Origin of the sequence: Albidovulum sediminis (genome assembly GCF_025380365.1) — a bacterium.
GTDB lineage: Bacteria > Pseudomonadota > Alphaproteobacteria > Rhodobacterales > Rhodobacteraceae > Albidovulum > Albidovulum sediminis.
This window is the reverse complement of record NZ_JAOCQF010000003.1, coordinates 422409-446033: the sequence shown is the minus strand read 5'-3', so window position 1 is coordinate 446033 and position 23625 is coordinate 422409. Positions and strand designations below refer to the sequence as shown.

Annotated in this window: 18 protein-coding genes, 1 tRNA gene and 1 pseudogene; 14 read left to right on the top strand and 6 right to left on the bottom strand. The window is 68.2% G+C overall.

The window, feature by feature from the left end; all coding sequences use genetic code 11:
• Positions 1 to 14 precede the first annotated feature (14 nt).
• From N5I32_RS17110 to N5I32_RS17100, 3 genes are all read left to right on the top strand, one after another.
• Positions 15 to 1241, top strand: coding sequence for a COG4223 family protein (locus N5I32_RS17110; protein WP_261497124.1), 1227 nt, complete (start codon positions 15 to 17; stop codon positions 1239 to 1241).
• 10 nt (positions 1242 to 1251) lie between these two features.
• On the top strand, positions 1252 to 2730 hold the full coding sequence (locus tag N5I32_RS17105; protein ID WP_261497123.1) for a heme biosynthesis protein HemY: 1479 nt from the start codon (positions 1252 to 1254) through the stop codon (positions 2728 to 2730).
• 100 nt (positions 2731 to 2830) lie between these two features.
• Positions 2831 to 2906, top strand: a tRNA-Thr gene (locus N5I32_RS17100).
• Between the two features lie 108 nt (positions 2907 to 3014).
• On the opposite strand, the gene N5I32_RS17095 is transcribed toward N5I32_RS17100, so the two are convergent.
• The 4 genes and pseudogenes from N5I32_RS17095 to N5I32_RS17080 all read right to left on the bottom strand — a co-directional run bounded on the left by N5I32_RS17095 (position 3015) and on the right by N5I32_RS17080 (position 6921).
• Complete coding sequence (locus N5I32_RS17095; RefSeq protein ID WP_261497122.1) at positions 3015 to 4043, bottom strand: proline racemase family protein; 1029 nt, start codon at positions 4041 to 4043, stop codon at positions 3015 to 3017.
• Between the two features lie 35 nt (positions 4044 to 4078).
• Positions 4079 to 4777, bottom strand: a complete 699-nt coding sequence (locus N5I32_RS17090) for an SDR family oxidoreductase (RefSeq protein ID WP_261497121.1) — start codon at positions 4775 to 4777, stop codon at positions 4079 to 4081.
• Between the two features lie 10 nt (positions 4778 to 4787).
• Positions 4788 to 5985, bottom strand: a pseudogene (locus N5I32_RS17085) (NAD(P)/FAD-dependent oxidoreductase).
• A gap of 54 nt (positions 5986 to 6039) precedes the next feature.
• Positions 6040 to 6921, bottom strand: a complete 882-nt coding sequence (locus tag N5I32_RS17080; RefSeq protein ID WP_261497119.1) for a dihydrodipicolinate synthase family protein — start codon at positions 6919 to 6921, stop codon at positions 6040 to 6042.
• 149 nt (positions 6922 to 7070) lie between these two features.
• On the opposite strand from N5I32_RS17080, the gene N5I32_RS17075 reads away from it, so the two are divergent.
• The 11 genes from N5I32_RS17075 (at position 7071) to N5I32_RS17025 (ending at position 21669) form a co-directional block, all read left to right on the top strand.
• The gene (locus N5I32_RS17075; RefSeq protein WP_261497118.1) at positions 7071 to 7787 is read left to right on the top strand and encodes a GntR family transcriptional regulator; all 717 of its coding nucleotides are present in this window, start codon (positions 7071 to 7073) and stop codon (positions 7785 to 7787) included.
• Positions 7788 to 7910: 123 nt separating this feature from the next.
• Complete coding sequence (locus N5I32_RS17070; protein ID WP_261497117.1) at positions 7911 to 9977, top strand: oxidoreductase; 2067 nt, start codon at positions 7911 to 7913, stop codon at positions 9975 to 9977.
• On the top strand, positions 9974 to 11488 hold the full coding sequence (locus tag N5I32_RS17065) for a trimethylamine methyltransferase family protein (protein ID WP_261497116.1): 1515 nt from the start codon (positions 9974 to 9976) through the stop codon (positions 11486 to 11488). The genes N5I32_RS17070 and N5I32_RS17065 overlap by 4 nt, the downstream gene beginning before the upstream one ends.
• A 15-nt stretch (positions 11489 to 11503) precedes the next feature.
• Positions 11504 to 13522: a CocE/NonD family hydrolase gene (locus tag N5I32_RS17060; protein WP_261497115.1), complete on the top strand. Its 2019-nt coding sequence runs from the start codon at positions 11504 to 11506 to the stop codon at positions 13520 to 13522.
• A gap of 21 nt (positions 13523 to 13543) precedes the next feature.
• Entirely contained in the window at positions 13544 to 14494 is a 951-nt protein-coding gene (locus N5I32_RS17055) for an ABC transporter permease (RefSeq protein WP_261497114.1), read from the top strand.
• Positions 14478 to 15335 (top strand): ABC transporter permease, encoded by an 858-nt coding sequence (locus tag N5I32_RS17050; RefSeq protein WP_261497113.1) that lies wholly within the window; start codon positions 14478 to 14480, stop codon positions 15333 to 15335. The genes N5I32_RS17055 and N5I32_RS17050 overlap by 17 nt, the downstream gene beginning before the upstream one ends.
• Positions 15332 to 16303, top strand: a complete 972-nt coding sequence (locus N5I32_RS17045; RefSeq protein WP_261497112.1) for an ABC transporter ATP-binding protein — start codon at positions 15332 to 15334, stop codon at positions 16301 to 16303. Before N5I32_RS17050 ends, N5I32_RS17045 begins: the two co-directional genes overlap by 4 nt.
• The gene (locus tag N5I32_RS17040) at positions 16300 to 17277 is read left to right on the top strand and encodes an ABC transporter ATP-binding protein (RefSeq protein WP_261497111.1); all 978 of its coding nucleotides are present in this window, start codon (positions 16300 to 16302) and stop codon (positions 17275 to 17277) included. The genes N5I32_RS17045 and N5I32_RS17040 overlap by 4 nt, the downstream gene beginning before the upstream one ends.
• A 1-nt stretch (position 17278) precedes the next feature.
• Positions 17279 to 18829 carry an ABC transporter substrate-binding protein gene (locus N5I32_RS17035; RefSeq protein ID WP_261497110.1) on the top strand — a complete coding sequence of 517 codons (1551 nt, stop codon included), beginning with the start codon at positions 17279 to 17281 and terminating at the stop codon, positions 18827 to 18829.
• 53 nt (positions 18830 to 18882) lie between these two features.
• Entirely contained in the window at positions 18883 to 19488 is a 606-nt protein-coding gene (locus N5I32_RS17030; protein WP_261497109.1) for a TetR/AcrR family transcriptional regulator, read from the top strand.
• Positions 19489 to 19611: 123 nt separating this feature from the next.
• Positions 19612 to 21669 (top strand): 3-hydroxyacyl-CoA dehydrogenase NAD-binding domain-containing protein, encoded by a 2058-nt coding sequence (locus tag N5I32_RS17025; RefSeq protein WP_261497108.1) that lies wholly within the window; start codon positions 19612 to 19614, stop codon positions 21667 to 21669.
• 3 nt (positions 21670 to 21672) lie between these two features.
• Here N5I32_RS17025 and N5I32_RS17020 read toward each other — a convergent pair whose 3' ends face one another.
• Both N5I32_RS17020 and N5I32_RS17015 read right to left on the bottom strand, forming a co-directional pair.
• A complete protein-coding gene (locus N5I32_RS17020) occupies positions 21673 to 22986 on the bottom strand; it encodes a TRAP transporter large permease (protein WP_261497107.1) in 1314 nt (437 codons plus the stop codon).
• Positions 22983 to 23567, bottom strand: coding sequence for a TRAP transporter small permease (locus N5I32_RS17015; protein ID WP_261497106.1), 585 nt, complete (start codon positions 23565 to 23567; stop codon positions 22983 to 22985). Before N5I32_RS17015 ends, N5I32_RS17020 begins: the two co-directional genes overlap by 4 nt.
• Positions 23568 to 23625 lie beyond the last annotated feature (58 nt).

Here is a 23625-nt window from a genome sequence, read left to right as displayed (position 1 = left end):
ATCGGGAGGCGCGATTGGCCAAAAGCAAGCACACAGAGGGCGAGGAACCCGCGGACACCGTTCCTGCCGGCGAACCTGAGGCCCATGAGCCGGAGGCATCTGTAACGGCCCCCGAGGCGGTTTCGGCAGCCGCGGATGCGGATGACGAGCCCCGCGTTCCGGACGAACAGCCATCCCCGCCCCGCCGGAAAGGGTCGGCCGGCGGCTGGGTCGGCCCGATCCTGGGCGGCATCATCGCGGCGGGCGCGGGATTCGGCGCGGCCTACTACGCCCTGCCCAGCGCCGCGCCGACGACCGAGTTGAAGGAATCCATCGCGGCGCTGAAGGCCGAGATCGGCACGCAGGATGCCGACCTGACAGCACTCGAGGGGCGCGTGGCCACCTTTGTTCCGGGTGCGGACCCGGCCGAACTGGCCGCGCTTTCCGAACGGGTTTCGGCCGCAGAGGCATCGGCGCAGGCCGCGCGGCAGGCGGCGGCCGACGGACTTGCCGGCATCGGGGACAGGTTGACGGCGCTGGAAGAGCGGGTGACCGCGGTCGAACGCCTGCCGGTTTCGGGCGACGGCGTTTCCCCGGCCGCACTTCAGTCATTCGAGCGGGAGATTGCCGCGCTCAAGGCCGAGATCGAACGGCAGCGCGGCGAAAGCACCACGCTGGAGGAGCGCCTGACCAGCCTGTCCGCCGCCGCCGAGGAGAGGTTGCGCGCCGCCGAGGAGGATGCCGCACGCATCCGCGCCGAGGCCGAGGCCGAGGGCCAGCGCGCCCTGGCGCGTGCCGCGCTCAGCCATCTGCGCGCCGCGGTTGAAAGCGGTGGCGCCATCGACGGTGCACTCGCGAACCTTGCCGCTGCGGGGGTCACGGCGCCTGCCGAACTTGCCGATCAGGCCAAGGGCATTCCGACCGCGCAGCTTCTCCAGGCCCGCTTCGAAGCCGCCGCACGCGAGGCCCTGACAGTGTCCCTGCGCGAAGCGGCGGGCGAGAGCTGGGCGGATCGCATATCGGCATTCCTGCGCAGCCAGACCGGGGCACGGTCGCTGACGCCGCGCGCGGGCGACGATCCCGATGCCGTCCTGTCGCGCGCCGGGGCGGCGCTGACGGCAGGGGACATCCCCGCGGCCATCGCCGAGATTGGTGCGCTTCCGGAAGGCGGCCGGGCGGTCATGGCAGAGTGGATCGGGCTGGCAGAGCGTCGGGTGGCCGCGCTGAACGCGCTTTCGGCCCTTGTGGCGGCGGTGGAATGAAAGGCGTCCGATGATCTGGTCCTTCATCAAGATAGTGGCCTTCGTCGCCGTGGTCGCGGCGCTGACGCTGCTTGCGGGGCATCTGGCCGATCAGGGGCCGGGGCTGCGCCTTGTCATCGGCAGCACCGAATTCACGCTGGGCCCGCTTCAGGCGGCGATTGCGGGTGTACTGGCGGTCCTGGTGGTCTGGATCGGCCTTCGGGCGCTGGGGCTGGTTGTCGCGACCCTGCGGTTCCTGAACGGGGACGAAACCGCGATCAGCCGCTACTTCAACCGCAACCGGGAACGGAAGGGGTTCGAGGCCCTGGCCGAGGGGATGATGGCGATAGCCTCCGGCGACGGGCGCGTGGCGATGGCCAAGGCCGTCCGCGCCGAGCGGTTTCTGGAGCGGCCCGAACTGACCAACCTGCTGATGGCTCAGGCCGCCGAACTGGCCGGCGACACCCGCCGCGCCACCGAAGTCTACAAGCGGCTGCTCGCGGATGACCGGACCCGGTTCGTGGGGGTGCGCGGTCTCTTGATGCAGAAGCTGTCGGAAGGGGACACCGCCACTGCGCTGAAGCTGGCCGAGAAGGCCTTTTCCCTCAACCCCCGCCACGCGGGCGTGCAGGACACGCTCCTCAGGCTTCAGACCGGGACGGGGGATTGGCGAGGTGCGCGCAAGGTGCTGGGCGCGAAGCTGAAGCAGGGGCTTCTGCCGCGCGACGTCCACAGCCGCAGGGACGCGGTCCTCGCCCTCCAGGAGGCGCGGGAGGTCTTCGATGAGAACGCCTCGATCGAGGCGCGCGAGGCGGCGATCGCCGCGAACAAGGCCTCACCCGATCTCATTCCCGCCGCGGCGATGGCGGCGCAGGCTTACATCACCGGCGGCAAGCCCAAACTGGCGCAGCGACTGCTGATCAAGGCCTGGTCGGCGCAACCCCACCCCGACCTGGCCGCAGCCTTCGCTGCGATCGACCCAAACGAGACGCCCCAGGCGCGGTTGAAGCGGTTCGAGGTGCTGATCGCCGCCCGTCCCGACCACGAGGAAAGCCGGCTCCTCAGGGCCGAACTCAGCATCGCGGCCGAGGATTTCCCGGCCGCGCGGCGCGCGATGGGAACGCTCGCTCAGGCGCACCCCACGGCCCGCGCCCTGACGATCATGGCGGCCATAGAGCGGGGGGAGGGGTCACCCGATGCGGTGGTGCGCGGCTGGCTCGCCCGCGCCGTGACGGCCAGTCGCGGCCCCCAATGGGTCTGCGACAACTGCCACAACATCGAACCGCACTGGGCGCCGGTCTGCGCGAATTGCGGCGGCTTCGACACGTTCAGCTGGCGCGAGGCGCAGGAGGGCAGCCTTGGCCCGGCCGGAGGTGCCGACATGTTGCCGCTGATCGTGGGTGAGCGCGCCGAGGCTCCGCCCGCGGCCGGCGACTTTGCGGTTCCCGCGGCGGACTACGTGATCGTCGGTGACGCAGCGGAGTCGGCGGCAGAAAAAGACGCAAAATAGGACTACACACTGGGCGGTGTTGATGCTATCAGCCCGGCCACGATGCGGCGGCGGGGTCAGACCGGCCAGCGCATCGCGACGCGCGACGTCGCAGGAAAGTGCCGGTGTAGCTCAGCTGGTAGAGCACGTCATTCGTAATGATGGGGTCGGGGGTTCGAGTCCCTTCACCGGCACCACTCACCAGACAAAAGCCACGCAGCTTGAAGAAGCTGCGTGGCTTTTGGGTTCTAGCGGACACGATCCGCGGCACCGTGCCCAATCGGCTGCCCCGTCGCGTTGCCCCGTCAAAGGTCGCCGGCGTAGGGGCCCCAGGTGTCCGACAGGGCAAAGCCCGCCGGGAACGGATCGTCGGGGCTGATCCGCAGCTGTTCGCGCCCGTAGATCCACGCCTGCCCGGTGATGCGGGGCAGGACGGCGCGGTACGGGCCGACCGTGGTTTCCCCCAGCGCCTCGGCGGCAAAGGTTCCGCCGATGATGCTGCGCGACAGCCGGACGTCGCCCGTTCCCACCTCCCCCCGGGCAAGAAGGCAGGCGAGATTGGCGGATGACCCGGTGCCGCAGGGTGAACGATCCACCCGGCCGGGCATCAGGGTGGTGCATGTGCGCACGGCGCTATCCGCATCGCGATCACGGAACATCACGTAGGCGATCTGGGTCAGATCCGCGATTTCGGGGTGGGCGACGGTCACCTGCCCGGCCAGATCGGCCTTGATGGACATGCCCGCCTCGGCAAGCGCGCGCGCCTCGGCGGGTTCGATCTTCAGGCCGATCTGCGCGACGTCGACCAGGGCATAGAACACGCCGCCGAAGGCGATGTCGGCGCGGATCGTGCCGAACCGGCTGGTGCGCAAGGGTGCGTCAAGCGCAAGCGCGAAGGCCGGTACATTGTCCAAACTGACCGACAGGCACCTGCCGTCCCGGACCTCCACGCGGGCGACGATCAGGCCCGCGGCCGTGTCCAGCCGCACCAGGGCTTGCGGGCCCGTGACCGGGACCCGTCCGGTCTCTATCAGGGCCGTCACCACGCAGATCGCGTTCGATCCGCTCATCGGATGGGCCCGGTCGGACTGCAGCACGATGAACCCTGCGTCGGCATCCGGGCGGGTCGGGGGCAAAAGCAGGTTGGTCGTCATCGCGACATGGGCGCGCGGCTCGAACACGGCGAACCGGCGAAAGCTGTCGTCGGTCCGGTTGAGGTGGTTCATCTTGTCAAGGATCGTGGCGCCGGGAAGGTCGGGCGCGCCGCCCACGATCACCTTTCCGATCTCGCCCTGGCAATGGACCAGAAGGGTATCAAGGCAGCGTTCGAACATAATGCCGGCCCTTTCCAACCCCTGCCTGGTCCGGATCAAACATGCCGGGTCAGCCCGCCATCGACCCGGAGGCTCTGCCCGGTGATGTAGCTTGACGCGTCGGTCAGCAGGAAGGCCGCGGCCTTCGCCTGCTCCTCGACCCTGGCGATGCGTTTAAGTGCCGTGAGGTCCGCGAACTTGCCGACGTCGAGGCTGTCGGTAAAGCCGGGCATCAGGCAGTTCATCCGGATGTTCTTCGGCCCGTAGCGGTCGGCATAAAGCTTGGTGAACGACGACACCCCGGCGCGGTAGACGCAGGAGGCCGGAAACCATGGCGACGGCTCGAACGCGGCATAGGTCGTCACGTTGACGATGGCACCGCCGCCCTGCGCTTCCATGATCGGCGTGACCAGGCGCGCCATCCGGACCACCGACTTCACGATCATGTCGTTGGCAAGGTCCCAGTTCTCGTCCGTGATCTCCAGCAGATCGCCCTTGGGGGGGTGGCCGGTGTGGTTGAGCACCGCGTCGATCCTCCCATGGGTCTTCATCGCCAGGTCGACGATGCCGGCGAGGTCGTCGGGGTTCTGCGCTACGCCGCGGCGGGCGACGCCGCCGAGTTCCGCGGCCAGTGTTTCGCAGCTTTCCGACGGTGACATCAGCACGAGGCTGTAACCCTGGGCGTGCATTTCACGCGCGACGGCGGCACCGATGCCGCGACCGCCGCCGGTGACAAGACATACTTTCTGCGTCATTCATTCCTCCTCAGAACCGGTTGATACGATAGGGATACAGGTCGATCGGCGGTTTCGCCCCGGTCACGAGGTCCCCGATCAGGCGCGCCGTCGTCGCGGCGCAGGTCAGCCCGAGATGACCGTGGCCGGTTGCGTAGAAAACGCCCCGGGTCCGGGCCGAGGCAGAGATGATGGGTACAGTGTCGGGCAAGGCCGGCCTGTGGCCCATCCATTCGGTGAAGTCGGCGCACCTGAGGTTGGGAAGGGCGATTTGCGCAGCCCTGACCGTGATCCTCGACCGACGATAGTCCGGCGCCGCGTCGAGGCCCGCCATCTCCACCGTTCCGCCGACCCGGATGCCGCTCGCCGTCGGCGTGACCATGAAGGCGCGCGCCGGCCAGATGAGCGAGTGGTGCAGGTGAATCCCGGGCGACATGATCTGCGTGTGATAGCCGCGCTCGGTCTCCAGCGGAATGGGCACCCGCGCTGATTAGCACCGCGTCGGCGGCGATCCTGCGCCCGTCCGTCAACACGACCTCGCGGATCGCATCGGACCGGGTGAAGGTCGCAACCTCGCCGCGCAGGATCTTTCCGCCAAGTCCGGCGAAACGTTCGGCCAGCGCGCTCACAAGCCGGTGCGGATCGCGGATCGAACGGTTCTGGGGCAGCAGGACGGCTGTGCAGATTCCCTCGGCGATCTCCGGCTCAAGCGCGCGGATGGCCTGCCGGTCCAGCACCTCATGCGGAAGGCCGAAGCGTTCAAGCAGGTCGAGATGCTCCCGGTCGCCGCGAAACTCCGCCTCGTCGGCATAGATCGAAAGACATCCCTGTTCGGTGATCTCGCCCTCAAGCCCGGTGTCGCGCAGAAGCGCCAGCGTGTCGTCCAGCGCACGGGTGCACAGCGCGGCGCCCGCCGCTTCCAGTTCGCGCACGCGCGCCGGACGCGACGCGGCGATGAACCGCAGGAACCAGGGTATCAGCCGCGGCATGTGGGCGGGGCGGATGCGGACGGGGCCTTCGGGGTCGAGCAGCCAGCCGGGTATCTGGCGCCAGATGGCGGGGCGCGATGCCGGCATGAACTCCGTCACCGCGATCGAGGCCGCGTTGCCAAAGGATGCGCCCATCCCCGGCGCATCGCGGTCGATCAGGACGACCGGCCTGCCGCGCCGCCCCAGTTCATGGGCGATCGCGGTTCCGATGATGCCCGCACCGATGACGACGGTTGTCATGTCGTTCCGCCAGATGTTGAATTGCCGGGGTGTGACGCTAGCCTCGGGTCCGGATCATTTCCAGTCGAGTATCGGCTGCATGGCTTCCGCGAATGCGGCCTTCTCGTCGTCCGCAAGCGGACCCAGCGGCAGGCGGCATGCCCCGACCGGCGTGCCCTGAAGCTCGCACCCGTACTTGAGCTTCTGAACGAACTTGCCGGCCTCAAGGCAATTCATCGCCGGCCACAGGCGGGCCATGATCGCCTTGGCCTTCGCCAGATCGCCGGACCGGAACGTCCGGTCCAGGTCGCAGACCGCCCTGGCCATGCAGTTCGCCGGTCCGCAGATCCAGCTGTCCGCACCCCAGAGCATGAAGTCGAGCGCGATGTCGTCCGAACCCGAAACCAGCTGGATGCGGCCGTCATACCGGGTCGCGATACCGATGGCCCGCTGCAGGCTGCCCGAGCTTTCCTTGATGGCGATGACCCGCGGATGGTCCGCCATCGCGTCGAGTGCCTCGTAGCCGATCTCGACACCGTCCTTGCCGGGGTAGGAGTAAAGGACGATCTTCACATCTACCGCGTCGAGCACGGCGTTGAAGTGGCGGATGATCTCGGACTGCGAGGGCTTGGTGTAGAACGGCACGGCCAGCAGCACGATGTCATAGCCGATGTCCCTGGCGCGCCGGGTGTTCGCGATGACGCCGGCGGTGTGCGGCGCATTTGTTCCCGCGATCAGCGTCTCGCCAGGTTTCGCGAAGTCCTTGACGAAGCGCAGGACGCTGTCGCGCTCCTCGTCGCTCATCAGGCTGTATTCGCCCGATGAACCGCACGGCACCCAGCCGGAGACACCGGCGGCCCGCAGGTTCGACATATGCGCCCCAAGCGCTGAGAAATCGACCTGGCCTGCCGAATCGAACGGGGTCACAAGGGCCGGCATCACGCCTTGAAGCTTCATCGCGCATCCTTTCGTATATCGTTTATTGTCGGCACTGTGTCGACATTAACCTTGCCGACACAGTGACGACATGTCAACTGGAAGTGAACCTTGTCGACAGGCGGCACGCGGGCCGGTATCGGTGGATTTGCGCGAGTCTGGAGGAAGTGATGTCTGAAGACGGCGAACCACGGCGGCTCAAGGGGACCGGCTGGCGCTTCGCCTACGACACCCTGCGCGACGAGATCCTGTCGCTTGCGCTGGAGCCGGGGCAGCTTCTGGACGAAACCACGCTGGCAGATCGCTTCGGCATGTCCCGCTCACCCGTCCGCGAGGCGCTGATCCGCCTGGCGGGGGAGGAGCTTGTGGTGACACTGGCCAACCGGTCCACCATCGTGGCGCCCATCGACGTCATCGGGTTTCCCAAGTACGTCGAGGCACTGGACATCGCCCAGCGGATGAACACGCGCCTGGCCGCCGAACTGCGGACCGATGCCGATCTGAAGGCCATCGCGCGCCGGCAGAAGGACTTCGAGGCATCGGTTAAGGGCGGGCGGCACCTGGCCATGTCGCTGGCCAACAAGGAATTCCACATGGCCATCGCGGCGGCGGGGCGAAACCCCTATCTCGCCGGCTTCTACGAACGCCTTCTGGATCAGGGGCGGCGCATGCTGCATCTTCATTTCCAGTACATCGAACGAACCCGGGACGGCTACCTGCTGACCGATGAACATGCCGCGATGCTCGAGGCGATCCGCGACAGGGACGTCAGCCGGGCCGATGCGCTCGCCCATGCACACACGCGCCAGTTTCGAAACAGCTTCATCGACTTCATGAAGGAGAACTACTCCTTCTCGGTCCCGCTCGACAGCCCGGACAAGGCTTAGGACGAAACTGCATCCGGATGGCGGTGACGGGTTGCGCACATGGTTGGCGCCGCCCTTGAAAAGCAATGCTTGACAGGGTGTCGCGGCAGCGCAACTATACGATAGTTCAACAAAGGCACGCCGATGCCGCGCAACCCGAGATTCGACATCCTGTTCGATCCGGTCAGGATTGGCCCCAAGACCGCGAAGAACCGGTTCTTCCAGGTTCCGCACGCCTCGGGGATGACCAACGCCAACCCGCACGTCCGCGCGGCCTTCCGCGGCATGAAGGCCGAAGGCGGCTGGGCCGTCGTCTCGACCGGCGCATGTTCGGTGCATCCTTCGTCGGACGACAGCCCGTTTCCCTTCGCCTCGCTCTGGGACGAGGCCGACGTGCGCGCCCATGCGGTGATGACCGAGGCCGTGCATGCGCATGGGGCACTGGCGGCGGTGGAGCTTTGGCACGGCGGCGCGGCTGCGGTGAACCGCACCACCCGGCACACACCGCTGTCGCCGTCGGGCGTGCCGTGGATGGCGACCCATGTGGGTTTCATGTCCTCGGCCCGGCCCCGGGTCATGGACGCCGGCGACATCCGCGACCTGATCCGCTGGCACGCCGAGGCGGCCGTTCGCGCCGAACAGGCCGGGTTCGACATCCTCTATGTCTACGCGGGCATGGGATACCTGCCCTACCAGTTCCTGCTTTCGGACTACAACCACCGCACCGACGCCTATGGCGGATCGCCCCGCAACCGCGTGCGCCTGGTCGAGGAACTGATCGACACGGTGCGCGAGGCGACGGGCGGGCGTTGCGCGGTCGCCCTGCGCATCTCGCTTCAGGAACTCCGGGCGCGGCCGTCGGAGAGCGCGCCATCCGAGGCGCATGAGGTCATCGGGCTTCTGAAGGACGCGCCGGACCTCTTCGACGTCAAGATGGACTATTCGGCCACCGACTGCGCCCCGTCCCGCTTCGCGCCCGAGGGCAGCCACGAACCGGTCGTCGATTTCGTCAGGACGATCACCGAAAGGCCGGTGGTCGGCGTAGGCCGCTTCACCTCGCCGGACACGATGGTGTCGATGGTTCGCCGCGGAGTGCTCGACCTGATCGGAGGGGCGCGTCCGTCGATAGCCGACCCGTTCCTGCCGGCGAAGATTGCCGAAGGGCGCGAGGACGAGATCCGCGAATGCATCGGCTGCAACATCTGCATCTCTTCCTGGCATGACGGGGTCTGGGTGCGCTGCACGCAGAACCCGACGGCGGGGGAGGAATGGCGCCATGGCTGGCACCCCGAGATCGTGCGGCGGGACGGAGAGGGGTCCGTGCTGGTCGTTGGCGGCGGACCGGCGGGGCTGGAGGCGGCGCTGACACTCGGTCGGCGCGGCTTCAAGGTGGTGCTGGCCGAGGCGGCGCGCGACTTCGGCGGCCGGCTGCTGTGGGAGACCCGGTTGCCGGGCCTTCGCCAGTGGTTCCGAGTGGTGGACTACCGTCTGGGCCAGTTGCGGCGGATGCCCAACGTTTCGCTGCATGCAGAAAGCGAGTTGGGCGCGGATGAGGTGCGGGAATTCGGCGCCGATCACGTGGTCATCGCCACCGGCGCGCGCTGGACCGCCAACCTGTGCGGCGCGAACGAGGTCCCGACCAGGCCGCTTGCCGCGCCGCGCGTCTACACCCCTGACGACATCGCGCGCGGGGCGAGGGTCGAGGGGCCGGTCGTCGTCTTCGACTTCGACAATTACTACATGGGTTCGGCCGTCGCCGAACACATGGCCGCGCAGGGGCTGGCCACGACTTATGTCACCAGTGCGGGTTCGGCGCAGTCCTGGGGGATCATGACCAACGAACAGCCCCTGGTGCATCAGGCGTTCCGCAAGGCGGGCATCGCGTGCCGGACCTTGCAGATCGTCGAGGACTTCGACGGTGAGGGGGTGACGCTGGCGCAGATCTTCACTGGTGAGCAGCAGGTGATCCCGGCGCGCTCGCTGATCGTCGTCGGGCAGCGCACCGGGGGATCGCCGCTTTACGATGCGCTGCGCGAAGATATGCGGTCCGTTGTCCTGACCGGGGATGCCAACGCGCCCGGCGCCATTGCGCATGCCGTCTACCAGGGGCACCGTGCGGCGCGGGAAATCGGGCTGGTCCCGCAGCGCGAACGGCGCGACGCACCGTTTGCGATGCGCGACATCGCCCCCCCGCGCGAGGCGGCGGAATGACCGCCCGCCGCAGGCCACGGGCCGGCCGATCCGCCGGCGTCGCCCAGCCCGCGTTCGGGCAGCGTCCCCGTCCCTACGCGCCGGTCGAGGTGCTGAGCGGCGACCAGGTCGCCGCCATCCACCAGGCCGGGATGGACATTCTGGCGCGGATCGGGATGCGCGTGCTCGACAATGGCGCGCGCGCCCTTTTCCGTAACGCCGGTGCAGAGGTTTCGGGCGACATCGTGCGCTTCGAACCCGGCCTGATCGAGGAGCAATTGAGGACGGTTCCGCGCCGCTTCACGCTCCACGCCCGCAACCCTGCGCACGACGTGAGGGTCGGCGGAAACCTCTGCGTCTACACCTCTGTCGGCGGCCCGGCCTATGTGATGGACAACGACCGGGGACGGCGCGACGGAACCTTCGAGGAGATGTGCGATTTCCTGAAGCTGGTGCAGGTCCTGAACGTCATCCATCAGGAAGGCGGCGGGCCGTTCGAGCCGATGGACCTGCCCGCCAACACCCGGCACCTTGACATCTACCGCGCGCAGATCGGCCTTCTCGACAAGACCTGGCAGGGGCAGACGCTGGGACGGGCGCGCACCCTGGACGGGATCGAAATGGCGGCGATGGCCCTTGGCACCACGCCCGAGGGGTTGATCGACCGCCCGGCGCTGGTCGGTGTCATCAACACCAATTCTCCGCTGCAGCTCGATATTCCCATGGCCGAGGGGCTGATCGCCATGGCCGAACACGGGCAGGCGCTGGCGATCACCCCGTTCACGCTCGCCGGGGCCATGGCGCCGGTGACGCTGGCGGGCGCGCTAGCACAGCAGCACGCCGAGGCGTTGGCGGGCATCGCGCTGACCCAGATCGTGCGCCCCGGCGCGCCGGTTCTTTATGGTGGCTTCACCTCGAACGTCGACATGCGGTCGGGAAGCCCTGCCTTCGGCACCCCGGAATACGTGAAGGCCGCGCAGGCGTCGGGCCAGCTGGCGCGGCATGTGGGGGTGCCGTTCCGGTCGTCTAACGTCACGGCCGCGAACGAGGTCGATGCGCAGGCGGCCTACGAATCCCAGATGGCGCTCTGGGGTGCGCTGATGGGGGGCGCGCATCTGCTGGAACACGGGGCCGGGTGGCTCCACGGTGGGCTGACGGCAAGCTTCGAGAAGCTGATCCTCGATGCGGAACTCCTCATGATGATGGACGCCTACTTCGAACCCATCGACACCTCGCCTGAGGCGCTGGCCCTCGATGCCGTGGCCGAGGCCGGGCCTGGCGGGCATTTCTTCGGCACCGCGCACACGATGGAACGCTATGAGACCGCGTTCCATGCGCCGCTGCTGTCTAACTGGGACAACCACCCGACCTGGCTCGACCGCGGCGGCATCGACGCGCGGGCGCGGGCCAATACCGTGTGGAAGACGCTCTTGCAGGAATACGAGGAACCCGCGCTGGACCCTGGTGTGGCCGAGGCGCTCGATGCCTTTGTGGCGCGGCGCAAGGCCGAGGGCGGCGCGCCGATGAACTGAAGCGAGGAGGCAGGGATGACGATGATCCGGAATGAGTTCCCCCACGCGGTCGAGATCGTGGAGAGCATTTTCGTGCCCTTGCCGGATGGCACGCGTCTGGCGGCAAAGCTGTGGCGGCCCAAGGGTGCGGGGCCGGTTCCGGTGATCCTCGAATACCTGCCCTACCGCAAGCGCGAGGGGACGCGGGCGCGCGACCAGAAGATGCACGCCTGGCTGGCCGGGCACGGCTATGCCTGCCTCCGGCTCGACATCCGCGGCACCGGCGACAGCGAGGGGCTGATCGACGATGAATACACCGAACAGGAAATTCGCGACGGCTGCGACGCCATCGCCTGGATCGCCGCGCAGGACTGGTGCGACGGGCAGGTGGCGATGTACGGGATTTCCTGGGGCGGCTTCAACGGCCTTCAGATTGCCGCGCGCAGGCCGCCCGCGCTGAAGACGATCATCACCGTGGGGTCCACCGATGACCGCTATGCGACCGATGTGCATTATGTCGGAGGGTGCCTGTCGAAGGACAATTTCGACTGGTCCCAGACGATGTTCGGCCACAACGACCTTCCGCCCGACCCCGAGATCGTCGGCCCGCAGTGGCGCGCGATGTGGCAGGCCCGGATCGAGCACAACCAGCCCTGGATCCTGCACTGGCTTGCCCATCAGCGCCGCGATGCCTACTGGAAGCACGGGTCGGTCTGCGAGGATCTATCGGCCATCGCGATCCCCGTCCTCGCCGTCTCGGGCTGGGCGGACAACTACTCCGAAAGCGTGCCGCGGCTGCTGGCCGGGCTGTCGGGCCCGCGGATGGGGCTGATCGGGCCCTGGGCGCATTCGTTCCCGCACGACGTGGCCGTGCAGCCGGCGATCGGCTGGCTTCAGGAGGTGACGCGGTGGTGCGACCACTGGATGAAAGGCCGCGATACCGGGATCATGGACGAACCCATGTACCGCGTCTGGATGCAGGACAGCGTCCCGCCGTCGACCTGCTATCTGGAGCGTCCGGGGCGCTGGGTGGCCGAGGCGCAATGGCCATCGCCGCGTATCCACTGGCGGGACCTGCACCTGAACGCGGGCGGTCATCTCGGCGACCGTGCCGCTCCGTCTGCACCGGCTTCGATCTGCTCACCGCTCTGGGTCGGCCTCGCGGCGGGAGAGGTCGGCAGGTACGGAGAGGATGCCGAATGGCCGACAGACCAGCGCGAGGATGACGGCGGCTCGCTCGTCTTTCTGTCCGACCCGCTGACGGAACAGGTCGACATTCTCGGCGCGCCGCAGCTTCACCTGCGCTTCAGTGTCGACAAGCCCCTGGCCCTGGTCGCGGTTCGGCTGAACGATGTCATGCCGGATGGCCGGTCCACGCGGGTTTCTCTGGGCTGCCTGAACCTTACGCATCGTGACAGCCACGAAGATGCCGCGGTTCTGGAACCGGGGCGGGACTACGCGGCGACGGTGGACCTTGACGATATCGCGCATTCCTTCCCGGCGGGGCACCGGATCGCGGTCTCGCTGTCAACGACCTACTGGCCGATCTGCTGGCCGTCGCCGGAACTGGCGACCCTCACGCTGCAGACCGGCGCGACACGGCTTGCCCTGCCTGTCCGACCCGCCGATCCCGCCGATGCCGCGCTCAGGCCCTTCGGGCCGGCAGAGATGGCGGCGCCGACGCCCTCGGTCGATCTGCCGGTCGAAGCCGAGGTCAGGCGCAGCGTCCGCCGCGATCTCCTGAGCGGGGAGATGGTGGTGGATTTCCCGCGCTGGACCTCTTCGAAGGAGATGACGGACATCGGACAGACCGTCACCTCGGATTCCTTCGCGCGCTATCGCATCCGCGACGGCGATCCGCTGTCGGCCACCTGCGAGACCGCCTGCAACGTCGAGATTGCCCGCAAGGACGGCCGCTTCGGCCATCACTCGACCGGGCGGCTGACCTGCAGCGCGACCCACTTCCGGGTCGAGGCGACGTTGCGCGTGACCGAGAACGGCGCCACCATCTTCGAACGCAGCTGGGACGAGCGCATTCCCAGGGACCATCTGTGAAAGGAGCCGGCACAGCGCGCCATGCTGAGATATGCCATCAAGCGCATCGCCCTTGCCGTCGTGATCCTGGTCACGGTGATGCTTGCGATGTACGCGATGGTGTTTCTGGTGCCGGGCGATCCGGCGTCGCTGGCGCTGGGCCCGCGCGCGACACCGGAACTCAAGGCGCTGCTACGCGAAAGGATGGGCCTTGACGAGCCGATCCTGTGGCAGGTCTGGCATTTCTTCCGCAGCGCGCTGACGGGGGATTTGGGGTATGACGTCTGGTCCAAGCGGCCGGTCCTGGACCAGATCCTGGAGTTCTTTCCCAATACGCTGATCCTTGGCGTCGCCGCGCTTGGCTGGGCGCTCGCGCTCGGCATCGCGCTTGGTGCCGCGGCGGTGGTGTGGCGCGATACGTGGGCTGACCGGCTGCTGGGGGTCGTGTCGGTGGGCCTGATCTCGGTCCCCGCCTTCGTCGTCGCGATCTACGCCATCCTGATCTTCGCGGTCTGGCTGCGCTGGTTGCCGGCGATCGGGGCGGGAACGCCGGGCGACCCCGCCAGCCAGATCCGGGCGCTGATCCTTCCGGCCTTTGCGCTCGGCGTCGGATGGGTCGGCTACCTTGCACGGCTTGTCCGCGCCTCGCTGCTCGAGGTGATGGGGGAGAACCACATTCGCACCGCCCGCGCCTTCGGCCTGCCGGAAACCCGCGTCGTCCTGCGCTATGGCCTGCGCGTCGCGATCATTCCGACGATCGCGCTTCTGGCGGTCGGGCTCGGGTCGATCCTGTCGAGCGCGGTCTTCGTCGAGACCGTCTTCGGGCGGCCGGGCATCGGCACGCTGATCACCGGGGCGGTGCAGAAGCGTAACTACCCGGTGGTCATGGGAACGGTCCTGTTCATGACCGCCTTCTACCTTTTCATCGTCACCGCCGCCGATCTGCTGATCGCCCGGCTCGATCCCAGGGTGCGCGATGCCTTCCGCCGGTAGGAAAACGGTCCTGCGTGCGCTTCTGCGCGACCCCATGGCCGCGCTCGGTCTGGGGCTGGTGACCCTGTTCGTCGCCATGGCGCTGTTCGCGCCCTGGATCGCCCCCGCCGATCCGATCCGCCTGAACGTCGTCGAAAAGTTCCAGCCGCCCAGCCTTGCGCATCTGGCGGGCACCGATCAGCTGGGCCGGGATCTCCTCTCGCGGATCATCTACGGCGCGCGGACGGCCCTTTCGATCGCCATCACCGCGGTCGGTCTGGCGGGTCTGGCAGGGCTGGTCCTTGGCATGATCGCGGGGTTCGGGCCGCGCTGGCTCGACGGGCTGCTCGTGTTGCTGTTCGACTCCCTGTCGTCGCTGCCGATGATCATGTTCGCGCTTGCCGTCATCACCGTGATGGGGCCGGGCACCGGCACGCTGATCCTGGTCGTCGTGCTGGTGTCGATCCCCGCCTATGCAAGGCTGATCCGGGCGCAGACGCTGGCCCTGGCGGGGGCCGATTTCATCGTCGCCGAAAGGGCGATGGGCGCATCGGGCGCGCGCATCCTCTTGCGTCACATGCTGCCCAACGTGGTCGGGCCGCTGGTCATACTGCTGTCGATGGACATCCCCGTGGTCATCATGCTCGAGGCCGGGCTCTCCTACCTGAACCTCGGGGTGCGGCCGCCGACGCCGTCCTGGGGCAACATCCTTTACGACGGCTACACCTCGCTCAGGGCGGCGCCCTACATGGTGATGATCGCAGGCTTGCCGCTGGTGCTGTCCACCCTCGGCTTCACCTTCCTGGGCGAAGGGCTGCGCGATGCGCTCGATCCCCGGCTGCAGGGACGGGGGGCGCGATGACCGAAGCCATCCTGTCGGTCGAGAACCTGTCCCTGCGCTACCGCGTGCCGGGTGGCGCGGTCCATGTCCTGCGCGACGTGAGACTTGCGATCAGGCCGGGCGAGGTGCTGGGCATCGCGGGCGAAAGCGGCTGCGGGAAGTCGACGCTGGCGGCGGCCATGATCGACCTGACCGGCGCCAATGCGGAACGGACATCGGGCGCGATCCGGCTGCGGGGCGAGGACATCCTGCACCTTTCTGCGGACGATCGCAGGCGGTTGCGCGGTGCCGAGGTGGCGATGGTCTTCCAGGACCCGATGACCGCCTTCAGCCCGGTCCTGACCATCGGCGCGCAGCTTGTAGATTTCCAGTTCAACCGCACCGGGGCCTCGCGCCGCGACAAGTGGCAGGCCGCGTGCGGGATGCTGGCGCGGGTGGGCATATCCGACCCCGATCACGCCATGAGGCGCTTTCCGCACGAGTTTTCCGGGGGCATGCGCCAGCGCGCAGCGATTGCCGCCGCGCTGCTGATGCGGCCCGCGGTGCTGATCGCGGACGAACCGACCACGGCGCTCGACGTGACGATGGAGGCGCAGATCATCCACCTCTTGCGGGAATTGCAGGCGGACTACGGCTGCGCCATCGTCATCGTCACCCACCATTTGGGCGTGATCGCGGAGCTTTGCGACCGCGTCGCGGTGATGTACGCGGGCCAGGTGGTGGAGGAGGCTCCGGTGGATGATCTCTACCACGATCCGCGCCATCCCTACACGCAGGCGCTACTGGCCTGCGACCCCGCCCGCATCGAGGAGCGGTCGGGCCGTCTTCCCGCGATCGGCGGGCGGTTGCCGGACCTGCGCACGCCGCCGCCGGGCTGTGCCTTTGCGCCGCGCTGCAGCAAGGCCACGGCGCGCTGCCTGACCGACGCGCCGCCGCGGGTTGTGTTGGGCCCGGACCGTTCCGCCCTATGCCATGAGGTCGCGCCGTGACCGACGAGCTGTTGGCCATCGAGGGGCTTGGCGTCGACCTGCCATCGGGCGGCTGGCTCCCGTCGCGCGGGCGGCCGGCGATCAACATCCTGTCTGGCGTCACGCTCGACCTGAAGCGGGGAGAGACGCTGGGTCTCGTGGGCGAAAGCGGATCTGGCAAGACGACACTGGCCAGGGCGGTCCTCGGGTTGCAGCCCATCAGCGCCGGGACCCTGCGCTTCGACGGCGCGCCGCTGGAAAGCGGTTCGGATTTCCGGGCGATTCGTCGACGCACGGCGCTGATGTTCCAGGATGCCGCCGCCTCGCTGTCGCCGCGCATGTCGGTCGGCGAGGCGGTGGTGGAGCCCTTCGTGATCCACCGCGCCCCGGCCGGAGACCGCCGGGCGAAGGCGCTTGACCTGCTTGCCGAGGTGGGGCTGCCGCCCGAAATGGCCGCCCGCTATCCGCACGAACTGTCCGGCGGGCAGGCGCGGCGGGTGGGCGTGGCGCGGGCGCTGGCGCTGAAGCCGGCGCTGGTCATCGCGGATGAACCGACCGCCGGCCTCGACGTCTCGGTGCAGGCGGAGATCCTGAACCTGATGGCCGACCTCAAGGACCGGCACGGCCTCAGCTATCTGATCATCACCCACAACCTCGCCCTGATCCGCCACGTGGCCGACCGGATCGCCGTTCTCTACCTCGGCCGCCTGGTCGAGACGGGGCCGACCGCCGAAATCTTCGCCCGCCCGCGCCACCCCTACACGCAAAGCCTGATCGCGGCGGAGCCCCGGCCGGATCCGCGCCTGCGCCGCGCCGATCTTGCGATCCGGGGCGAGGTGCCGGGTATCCTTCGGCGTCCCACGGGGTGCGAGTTTCACACCCGCTGCCCGATCGCGCGCGACATTTGCCGCAGCACCGCCCCGGCGCTGCACACCATCGGTACCGGGCACTTCGCCCGGTGCCATTTCCCCGAGACGACAAAAAAGGGAGGATGAGATGAAGTGGACGACCGACAGACGCGGATTTCTGAAACGCGCGGGGGCGGGCCTCGCCTCGGCGGTGGCAGCGCCGAACTTTGCCTGGGCCGCAGAGGGCGACACGCTGCGGATCCGGATGGAGGCCGATTTCCAGGTGCTGGACCCTTGGGGCATCATCGGCGGCCTTGACGAGGTCATCCCGCGCTGCACGCAGGTGTCGCTGGTGCGCATGGGCGACATGCGCGAGGGCAACAACTGGGAACTCTACGCGGCCGAGACGCTCGAATGGCTCGACGATACCCGGCTTGCCTTCACCCTGCGCGAGGGGCTGACCTGGACGGGCGACTATGGCCCGGTCACGGCCGAGGACGTGAAGTTCTCCTACGAACGCATCGCCGGGTCCGACAGCGCCTGGGCCTACCAGTTCGAGAAGCTGAAGGAGGTCGAGGTCATCGACGCACGCAACGGCGTGATCCACCTGACCGAGGCCTTCGCGCCCTTCATCGTCATCGCCATGCCCTATTACGGTGGCCACATCGTCTGCAAGGCGGCGGTCGAGGCGGCGGGCGGCAGCTACACCACCGAGATCCCGGCGCAGTGCGGCCCCTACCTGTTGGAGGCGTGGGAGCAGCAGCAGAAGGTCACGCTGAAGGCGAACCCTGGCTGGACCGGTGAAAAACCCGCCTTCGAGACCGTGGAAATCTACATCCAGGCCGACGATCAGGCGGCGCAACTGGCCTACGAGGCCGATGCCTTCGACTATACCCGCGTCGCTGCCGGCGCGGTCCGCCAGCTGAAGGCGGCGATGCCGGAAGGCGCCACCCTGATCGAGGCGGAATCCACCCGCTATGTCTGGCTGACGGTCAACCAGAACGCCGAACCGCTGAAGGACATCCGCGTGCGCCAGGCGATCCAGTACGCCTATGACAGCGATGCCGTCCTGCAAGGCGCCTACGACGGGCTTGTGGGCCGGTCCGCGGGGGTCGTCCAGCCCGGCACCACCTATGCGCGCGAGAAGAACATCATCGACACGCGCGACGTGGAAAGGGCGAAGGCGCTTCTGGCCGAGGCGGGGGCCGAGGGGCTGACGCTGAACCTTGTCGCGCTGACCGACTCGACGTCGCAGACCATCGCGCAGATCATCCAGGCCAGCCTTGCGGAGGCCGGGATCACGGTCGAGATCCAACCGACCGAGGAAGCCGCCTACTGGGCGCTGGGCGACAAGACGGCGGGCGACGACTACCTGTCGCTGGAACTGGTGCTGCAATCCTTCGCGGGCGGCGTCGACCCGACGGAAAACCTCGTCTGGTTCCGCCCCGACCAGATCGGTGTCTACAACTGGACTTTTTTCGACAGCGCCGAATACGAGGAGCTGTACCAGAAGTCGCTGACCGAACGCGATCCGGACAAGCGCCGGGCAATGTTCAACCGGATGGAGGACCTGATGGAGGAATCCGGCTCATTCGTCTTCATCTGCTTCGAACCGCTGGTCGCGATTCACGATGCGGACCTGAAGCCGGTGATCCTTGCCGACGGTCACCCCGACCCGGTACGGTTCGCGCGGATCTGACTGGCATGACCTGCGGCGCCTTGACCGGGCGCCGCAGACCCTGGGGAAGCGGAATGGACACCAAGCGACGGGCGCCACGTTTCAACCGTCTGAGCAGCGAGGAGCGGCGCGCCGAACTGGTCGCCGCCGGTCTTGCCTGCATGGCGCGCGGCGGCATCCAGGAATTCACCGTGGACAGGATCTGCGTCGAGGCGGGGGTGTCGCGCGGTCTGATCACCCATCACTTCGGCTCGATGAACGCGCTTCTGGCGGCCGTCTACGCGCATATGTACGGCGACTCGACCCGGTTGACGCGCCCGGTGGTCCCCGGCGAAACGCGGCTTTCAGCCCTGCTCGACGCCTTCTTCGTGCCCGAGGTCTTCAACCGGGAATCCTTCAACATCTGGCTGACCCTCTGGGGCCAGATTTCGATAAACGACGACCTGAGGGCGGAGCATCGCGTCCAGTATGCCGCATTCGTGCGCGACGTCGCCGGCGCGATCGCGGAGGCGGCAGAGCGGAACGGGCGGACGGTGGATACCGACCTATTGGCCAGAACGCTGATCTCTCTGGTCGACGGGCTTGGCATCCAGCATTGCATCGAACCCGACTCTATGCCGGCCGCGGCTGCACGGTCCGCCTGCCGCGCACTTCTGGAGCCGCATCTGGGCCAGTTCTGAAATCGAAAGGGGTCGCGGCGCGCGCGGCGACGGGCTTGAACTGGGCGACCGGACAGCGTTTTCTGACGAAGGCCGGGCGAAGGTGTCGCCGCGGCAGCGACAGGCGCGGAAACGGAGGAAACGATGGCAGTCAATCGCCGCAAGGAAGGCGCCTGCGGATATGTCGAACTGGCCAATCCGCCGGTCAACGCCATCAACCGCGCGATCCGGCAGGGCTTGCTCGACGCTGTCGACTGGGCCGAGGCCGAGGGGCTGGAGCGGGTGATCCTGACGGGTGCGGGCAGGGGCTTTGCCGCCGGGGCGGATGCGCGCGAGTTCGACCGCGCGCCCGAACCCCCGCACCTGCCCGACGTCCTGAACCGGATCGAGGTAAGCCGCGTGCCCTGGATCGCGGCGGTGCATGGCGCGGCACTGGGGGGCGGGGCCGAGGTGATGCTTGCCTGCCGCATCCGCATCGCGCGCCCTGACGCCACCATCGGCCTGCCAGAGGTGACGCTGGGCGTCGTGCCCGGTGCGGGCGGAACCCAGCGCCTGCCGCGCCTTGTCGGAATGGAACGCGCGCTTGATCTGGTACCGTCGGGTCGGGCGGTGCCGGGGTCAGAGGCGCTTGGCCTCGGCCTCGTCGATGCAATCGACGACGATCCGGTGGCCCGCGCGGCGGAGTTCCCGGCAGATCGTCTTGCGGCGGCGGTCCCGGTGGGGGCGCGGCCGGTCGCGGCGGCGCCGGCGGCGGCCTTCGCGGCCGCGCGCGCCACTGCCGAACGCAGGATGCGCGGACAGGCCGCCCCCCTGCGTGCGATCGAGCTTCTGGAACAGGCGCAATGCTTGCCGCTGGCCGAGGGGCTCCGGACCGAGCGAGCGGCGTTTCTGGATCTTCGGCAGTCCGATCAGGCGCGCGCCCTGCGTCACCTGTTCTTCGCCGAACGCGGCGCCCGCGCGCCCGACTGGCTGACGGCGGCGCCGGTTCCGGTGCGGCATGTCGCGGTGGTGGGGGGCGGCACGATGGGGTCGGGCATCGCCTGCGCGCTGCTGAACGCGGGTCTGTCGGTGACAATCCTTGAAACCGATGCGGCAGGCACGGAGCGGGCACGAGCGAATGTCGAAAAGATCATTGCGGAAAGTCTGGACCGTGGCCTGATCGACCGGGACGGGGCCGAGGCGCGGCGCGGCCGCTTTGCGGCGAGCGATGACTACCGCGACGCGGGCACGGCCGATCTGGCCATCGAGGCCGCGTTCGAAAGCATGGAGGTCAAGCAGCAAGTCTTCGCGCGCCTTCAGGCTGCCCTGCCCGCGCATGCGATCCTGGCCACCAATACCTCCTACCTCGATGTGGACGCGATCGCGCGCAGGCTGGACGACCCTGCGCGGCTGGTGGGGCTGCATTTCTTCGCGCCGGCGCATGTCATGAAATTGCTGGAGATCGTGCGCGGCGCAGCGACGTCGGATGCCGCCCTTGCCACGGGTTTCGCCCTGGCCCGCGTCCTGCGCAAGGTCCCCGTTCTGGCCGGCGTTTGCGACGGCTTCATTGGCAACCGCATCCTTGCCCGCTATCGAGAGGCGGCCGACACGCTGCTGATGGATGGTGCGCTGCCGTCGGAGGTCGACGCGGCGATGGAGGCGTTCGGCTACGCGATGGGGCCCTATGCCGCGCAGGACCTGTCGGGCCTCGACATCGCGCATGCGAACCGGCGCAGGCAGGATGCCACCCGCGACCCCGCCTGGCGCTATATCCCGATCGGCGACCGCCTGGTGGAGGCCGGCCGGCTGGGCCGCAAGACCGGCGCTGGCTGGTACAGTCACGCCGGTGGCGCCCGAACGCCCGATCCCGTCGTGGAGGAGGTGATCCTGGCCGAGGCGCGGGCCGCCGGGATTTCCCGGCGCACCTTTGCGCCCGAGGAGATTTCGCGCCGCCTGGTTCTGGCGATGATCAACGAGGCCGCGGCGATCTTGCACGAGGGGATCGCGCAAAGCGCCGCCGACATCGATCTGGTCACCGTCCATGGCTACGGATTTCCGCGCTGGCGCGGCGGGCTTATGCATCATGCGGATGTGATCGGCGCGCCCGCCCTGCAGGATGCGCTTGAGGCGCTGGCGGCGGAGGATGCGGTGGCGTGGGCGCCCGCCCCGCTGATCGCCGATTGCGCGCGGCGGGGCGTGGCCTTCGCCGACTGGCGGCGATGATCGCTAACCGGGCAGCAGGACCAGCGTGATCACCGGGAAAGCAGCCAGGATCGCCACCCGCACGATGTCGGAGGCGACGAAGAACAGCACCGCCCTGTAGGTCTCGACCATCGGCGTCGACCGGTCCATCGCGTTGATGATGAACAGGTTCATCCCCACCGGCGGGGTGATGAGCCCGACCTCGACCGCGATCAGCACGAGGATGCCGAACCAGATCGCCGTGTGCTCGGCGCTCATCCCGAAGTCGAGCGACATGATGACGGGAAAGAAGATCGGAATCGTCAGCAGGATCATCGACAGGCTGTCCATCATACAGCCCAGCACAAGGTAGAAGACGAGGATGAGCGCGAGCACCGTCCAGGGGCTGAAACCCTGGCCGGTGACGAAGGCCGAGATCTCCTGGGGCACCTGCGTCAGGGCGAGGAAGCCGTTGTAGAGTGCGGCCCCGAGAATGATGAAGAAGATCATCGCGGTCGAACGGGCGGTCACCATGAAGCTTTCGACCAGGGACCGCCAGCGCAGGCCGCCGTTCAGGAAGGCGATCACCCCGGTTCCGATCGCCCCGACCGAGGCGCCTTCGGCGGGCGTGAACCAGCCGAGGTAGATGCCGCCGACAACCAGCCCGAAGACCAGAAGCACCGGCCAGACGTCGATCAGCGCGCGGAAGCGTTCGGCATAGGGGACCGGCGCTCGCACGCCGGCGCGGCCGGGGTACAGGCGGACATAGATCGAGATCGTGATCAGGTATCCGACAGCAGCCAGAAGGCCGGGGATGACCGCCGCGAGGAACAACTTGGCGATGTTCTGTTCGGCGAGGATCGCGTAGATCACCAGCACCACCGAGGGCGGGATCAGGATGCCGAGTGTCCCGCCCGCCGCCAGCGTCGCGGTCGAGAACCCGCCGGCATAGCCGTAGGCCCTGAGCTCGGGCAGGGCGACGCGGCTCATCGTGGCGGCGGTGGCGAGCGATGAGCCGCAGATCGCGCCGAAACCCGCGCAGGCGCCGATCGCGGCCATGGCGACGCCTCCCCTGCGGTGCCCGAGCCAGCTTTCCGCGGCGCGGAAGATCGCGCTCGACATGCCGCCGAGCGTTGCGAACTGTCCCATCAGCAGGAACATCGGCACGATCGAGAGGGAATAGTTCGAGAAGGTCGAATAGGTCTCGGTCTTGAGCTTGGCGAGCGGCAGGTTGATGCCGCTGACCAGCCAGAGCCCGAAGCCGCCGGTGACGAACATCGCCAGCCCGATCGGCACGCGCACGAAGATCAGCGCGAGAAGTGCGGGGAAGGACCAAAGGCCGATTTCAAGGCCGCTCAATGCACGGCCTCCGGCCCTTCGGCGACGATCACCCGGCCGCTCACCGCTTCCAGAGCCCGCACCGCGGCCATGTAGGCGCCGACCAGCGCGGCGATGGCGGCGCCCAGCAGGCTGGCCGCGTAGTTCCACCAGACCGGCGTCTGCAACAGGAAGGTGGACTGGCCCGACCGCACTTTCGATTGCAGCCCCTCGTGCAGCTGCACCGCGATCACCACCAGGATGACGGCGAACGCGACCTCGATCACGGCGCGCAGAACCCGGCTTGCGCGGGGTGGAAGCCAGGCGGTGAAGACATCGACATAGGCGTGGCTGCCGGTGATCTGGCACAGCGGCAGAAAGGCGAAGACCGCAAAGGCCATGCCCGCCTCGACCAGTTCGTAATCGCCGTTCACCGGGCCGATGCCGAGGGCGATCAGCCGGCCCGCAAGGTCGGGCGAGAGGCCTTGCATGAAACTGCCGTGCAGGAAGGTGTTGAGGACGCGTCCGGCCACCGAGACGCCCGTCAGCAGGATCAGCGCAACCAGCACGAACCCGCCGAGGACGGCCATGAACCGCGCCAGTTTCGTCACCTTGCGATGCATCGCTACCCCCTTGCACGCGGCGCCCCGCAACCCGCGCGGGCACCGGCGCGGGACGGGA

What these genes read in the sequence shown, in the direction of transcription:
- N5I32_RS17105 (WP_261497123.1), top strand. Translation starts at nt 1,252, where the DNA reads ATGATCTGGTCCTTCATCAAGATAGTGGCCTTCGTCGCCGTGGTCGCG.
- N5I32_RS17075 (WP_261497118.1), top strand. Translation starts at nt 7,071, where the DNA reads ATGTCTGAAGACGGCGAACCACGGCGGCTCAAGGGGACCGGCTGGCGC.
- N5I32_RS17060 (WP_261497115.1), top strand. Translation starts at nt 11,504, where the DNA reads ATGACGATGATCCGGAATGAGTTCCCCCACGCGGTCGAGATCGTGGAG.
- N5I32_RS17035 (WP_261497110.1), top strand. Translation starts at nt 17,279, where the DNA reads ATGAAGTGGACGACCGACAGACGCGGATTTCTGAAACGCGCGGGGGCG.
- N5I32_RS17055 (WP_261497114.1), top strand. Translation starts at nt 13,544, where the DNA reads ATGCTGAGATATGCCATCAAGCGCATCGCCCTTGCCGTCGTGATCCTG.
- N5I32_RS17025 (WP_261497108.1), top strand. Translation starts at nt 19,612, where the DNA reads ATGGCAGTCAATCGCCGCAAGGAAGGCGCCTGCGGATATGTCGAACTG.
- N5I32_RS17065 (WP_261497116.1), top strand. Translation starts at nt 9,974, where the DNA reads ATGACCGCCCGCCGCAGGCCACGGGCCGGCCGATCCGCCGGCGTCGCC.
- N5I32_RS17070 (WP_261497117.1), top strand. Translation starts at nt 7,911, where the DNA reads ATGCCGCGCAACCCGAGATTCGACATCCTGTTCGATCCGGTCAGGATT.
- N5I32_RS17045 (WP_261497112.1), top strand. Translation starts at nt 15,332, where the DNA reads ATGACCGAAGCCATCCTGTCGGTCGAGAACCTGTCCCTGCGCTACCGC.
- N5I32_RS17095 (WP_261497122.1), bottom strand. Translation starts at nt 4,043, where the DNA reads ATGTTCGAACGCTGCCTTGATACCCTTCTGGTCCATTGCCAGGGCGAG.
- N5I32_RS17090 (WP_261497121.1), bottom strand. Translation starts at nt 4,777, where the DNA reads ATGACGCAGAAAGTATGTCTTGTCACCGGCGGCGGTCGCGGCATCGGT.
- N5I32_RS17050 (WP_261497113.1), top strand. Translation starts at nt 14,478, where the DNA reads ATGCCTTCCGCCGGTAGGAAAACGGTCCTGCGTGCGCTTCTGCGCGAC.
- N5I32_RS17030 (WP_261497109.1), top strand. Translation starts at nt 18,883, where the DNA reads ATGGACACCAAGCGACGGGCGCCACGTTTCAACCGTCTGAGCAGCGAG.
- N5I32_RS17080 (WP_261497119.1), bottom strand. Translation starts at nt 6,921, where the DNA reads ATGAAGCTTCAAGGCGTGATGCCGGCCCTTGTGACCCCGTTCGATTCG.
- N5I32_RS17015 (WP_261497106.1), bottom strand. Translation starts at nt 23,567, where the DNA reads ATGCATCGCAAGGTGACGAAACTGGCGCGGTTCATGGCCGTCCTCGGC.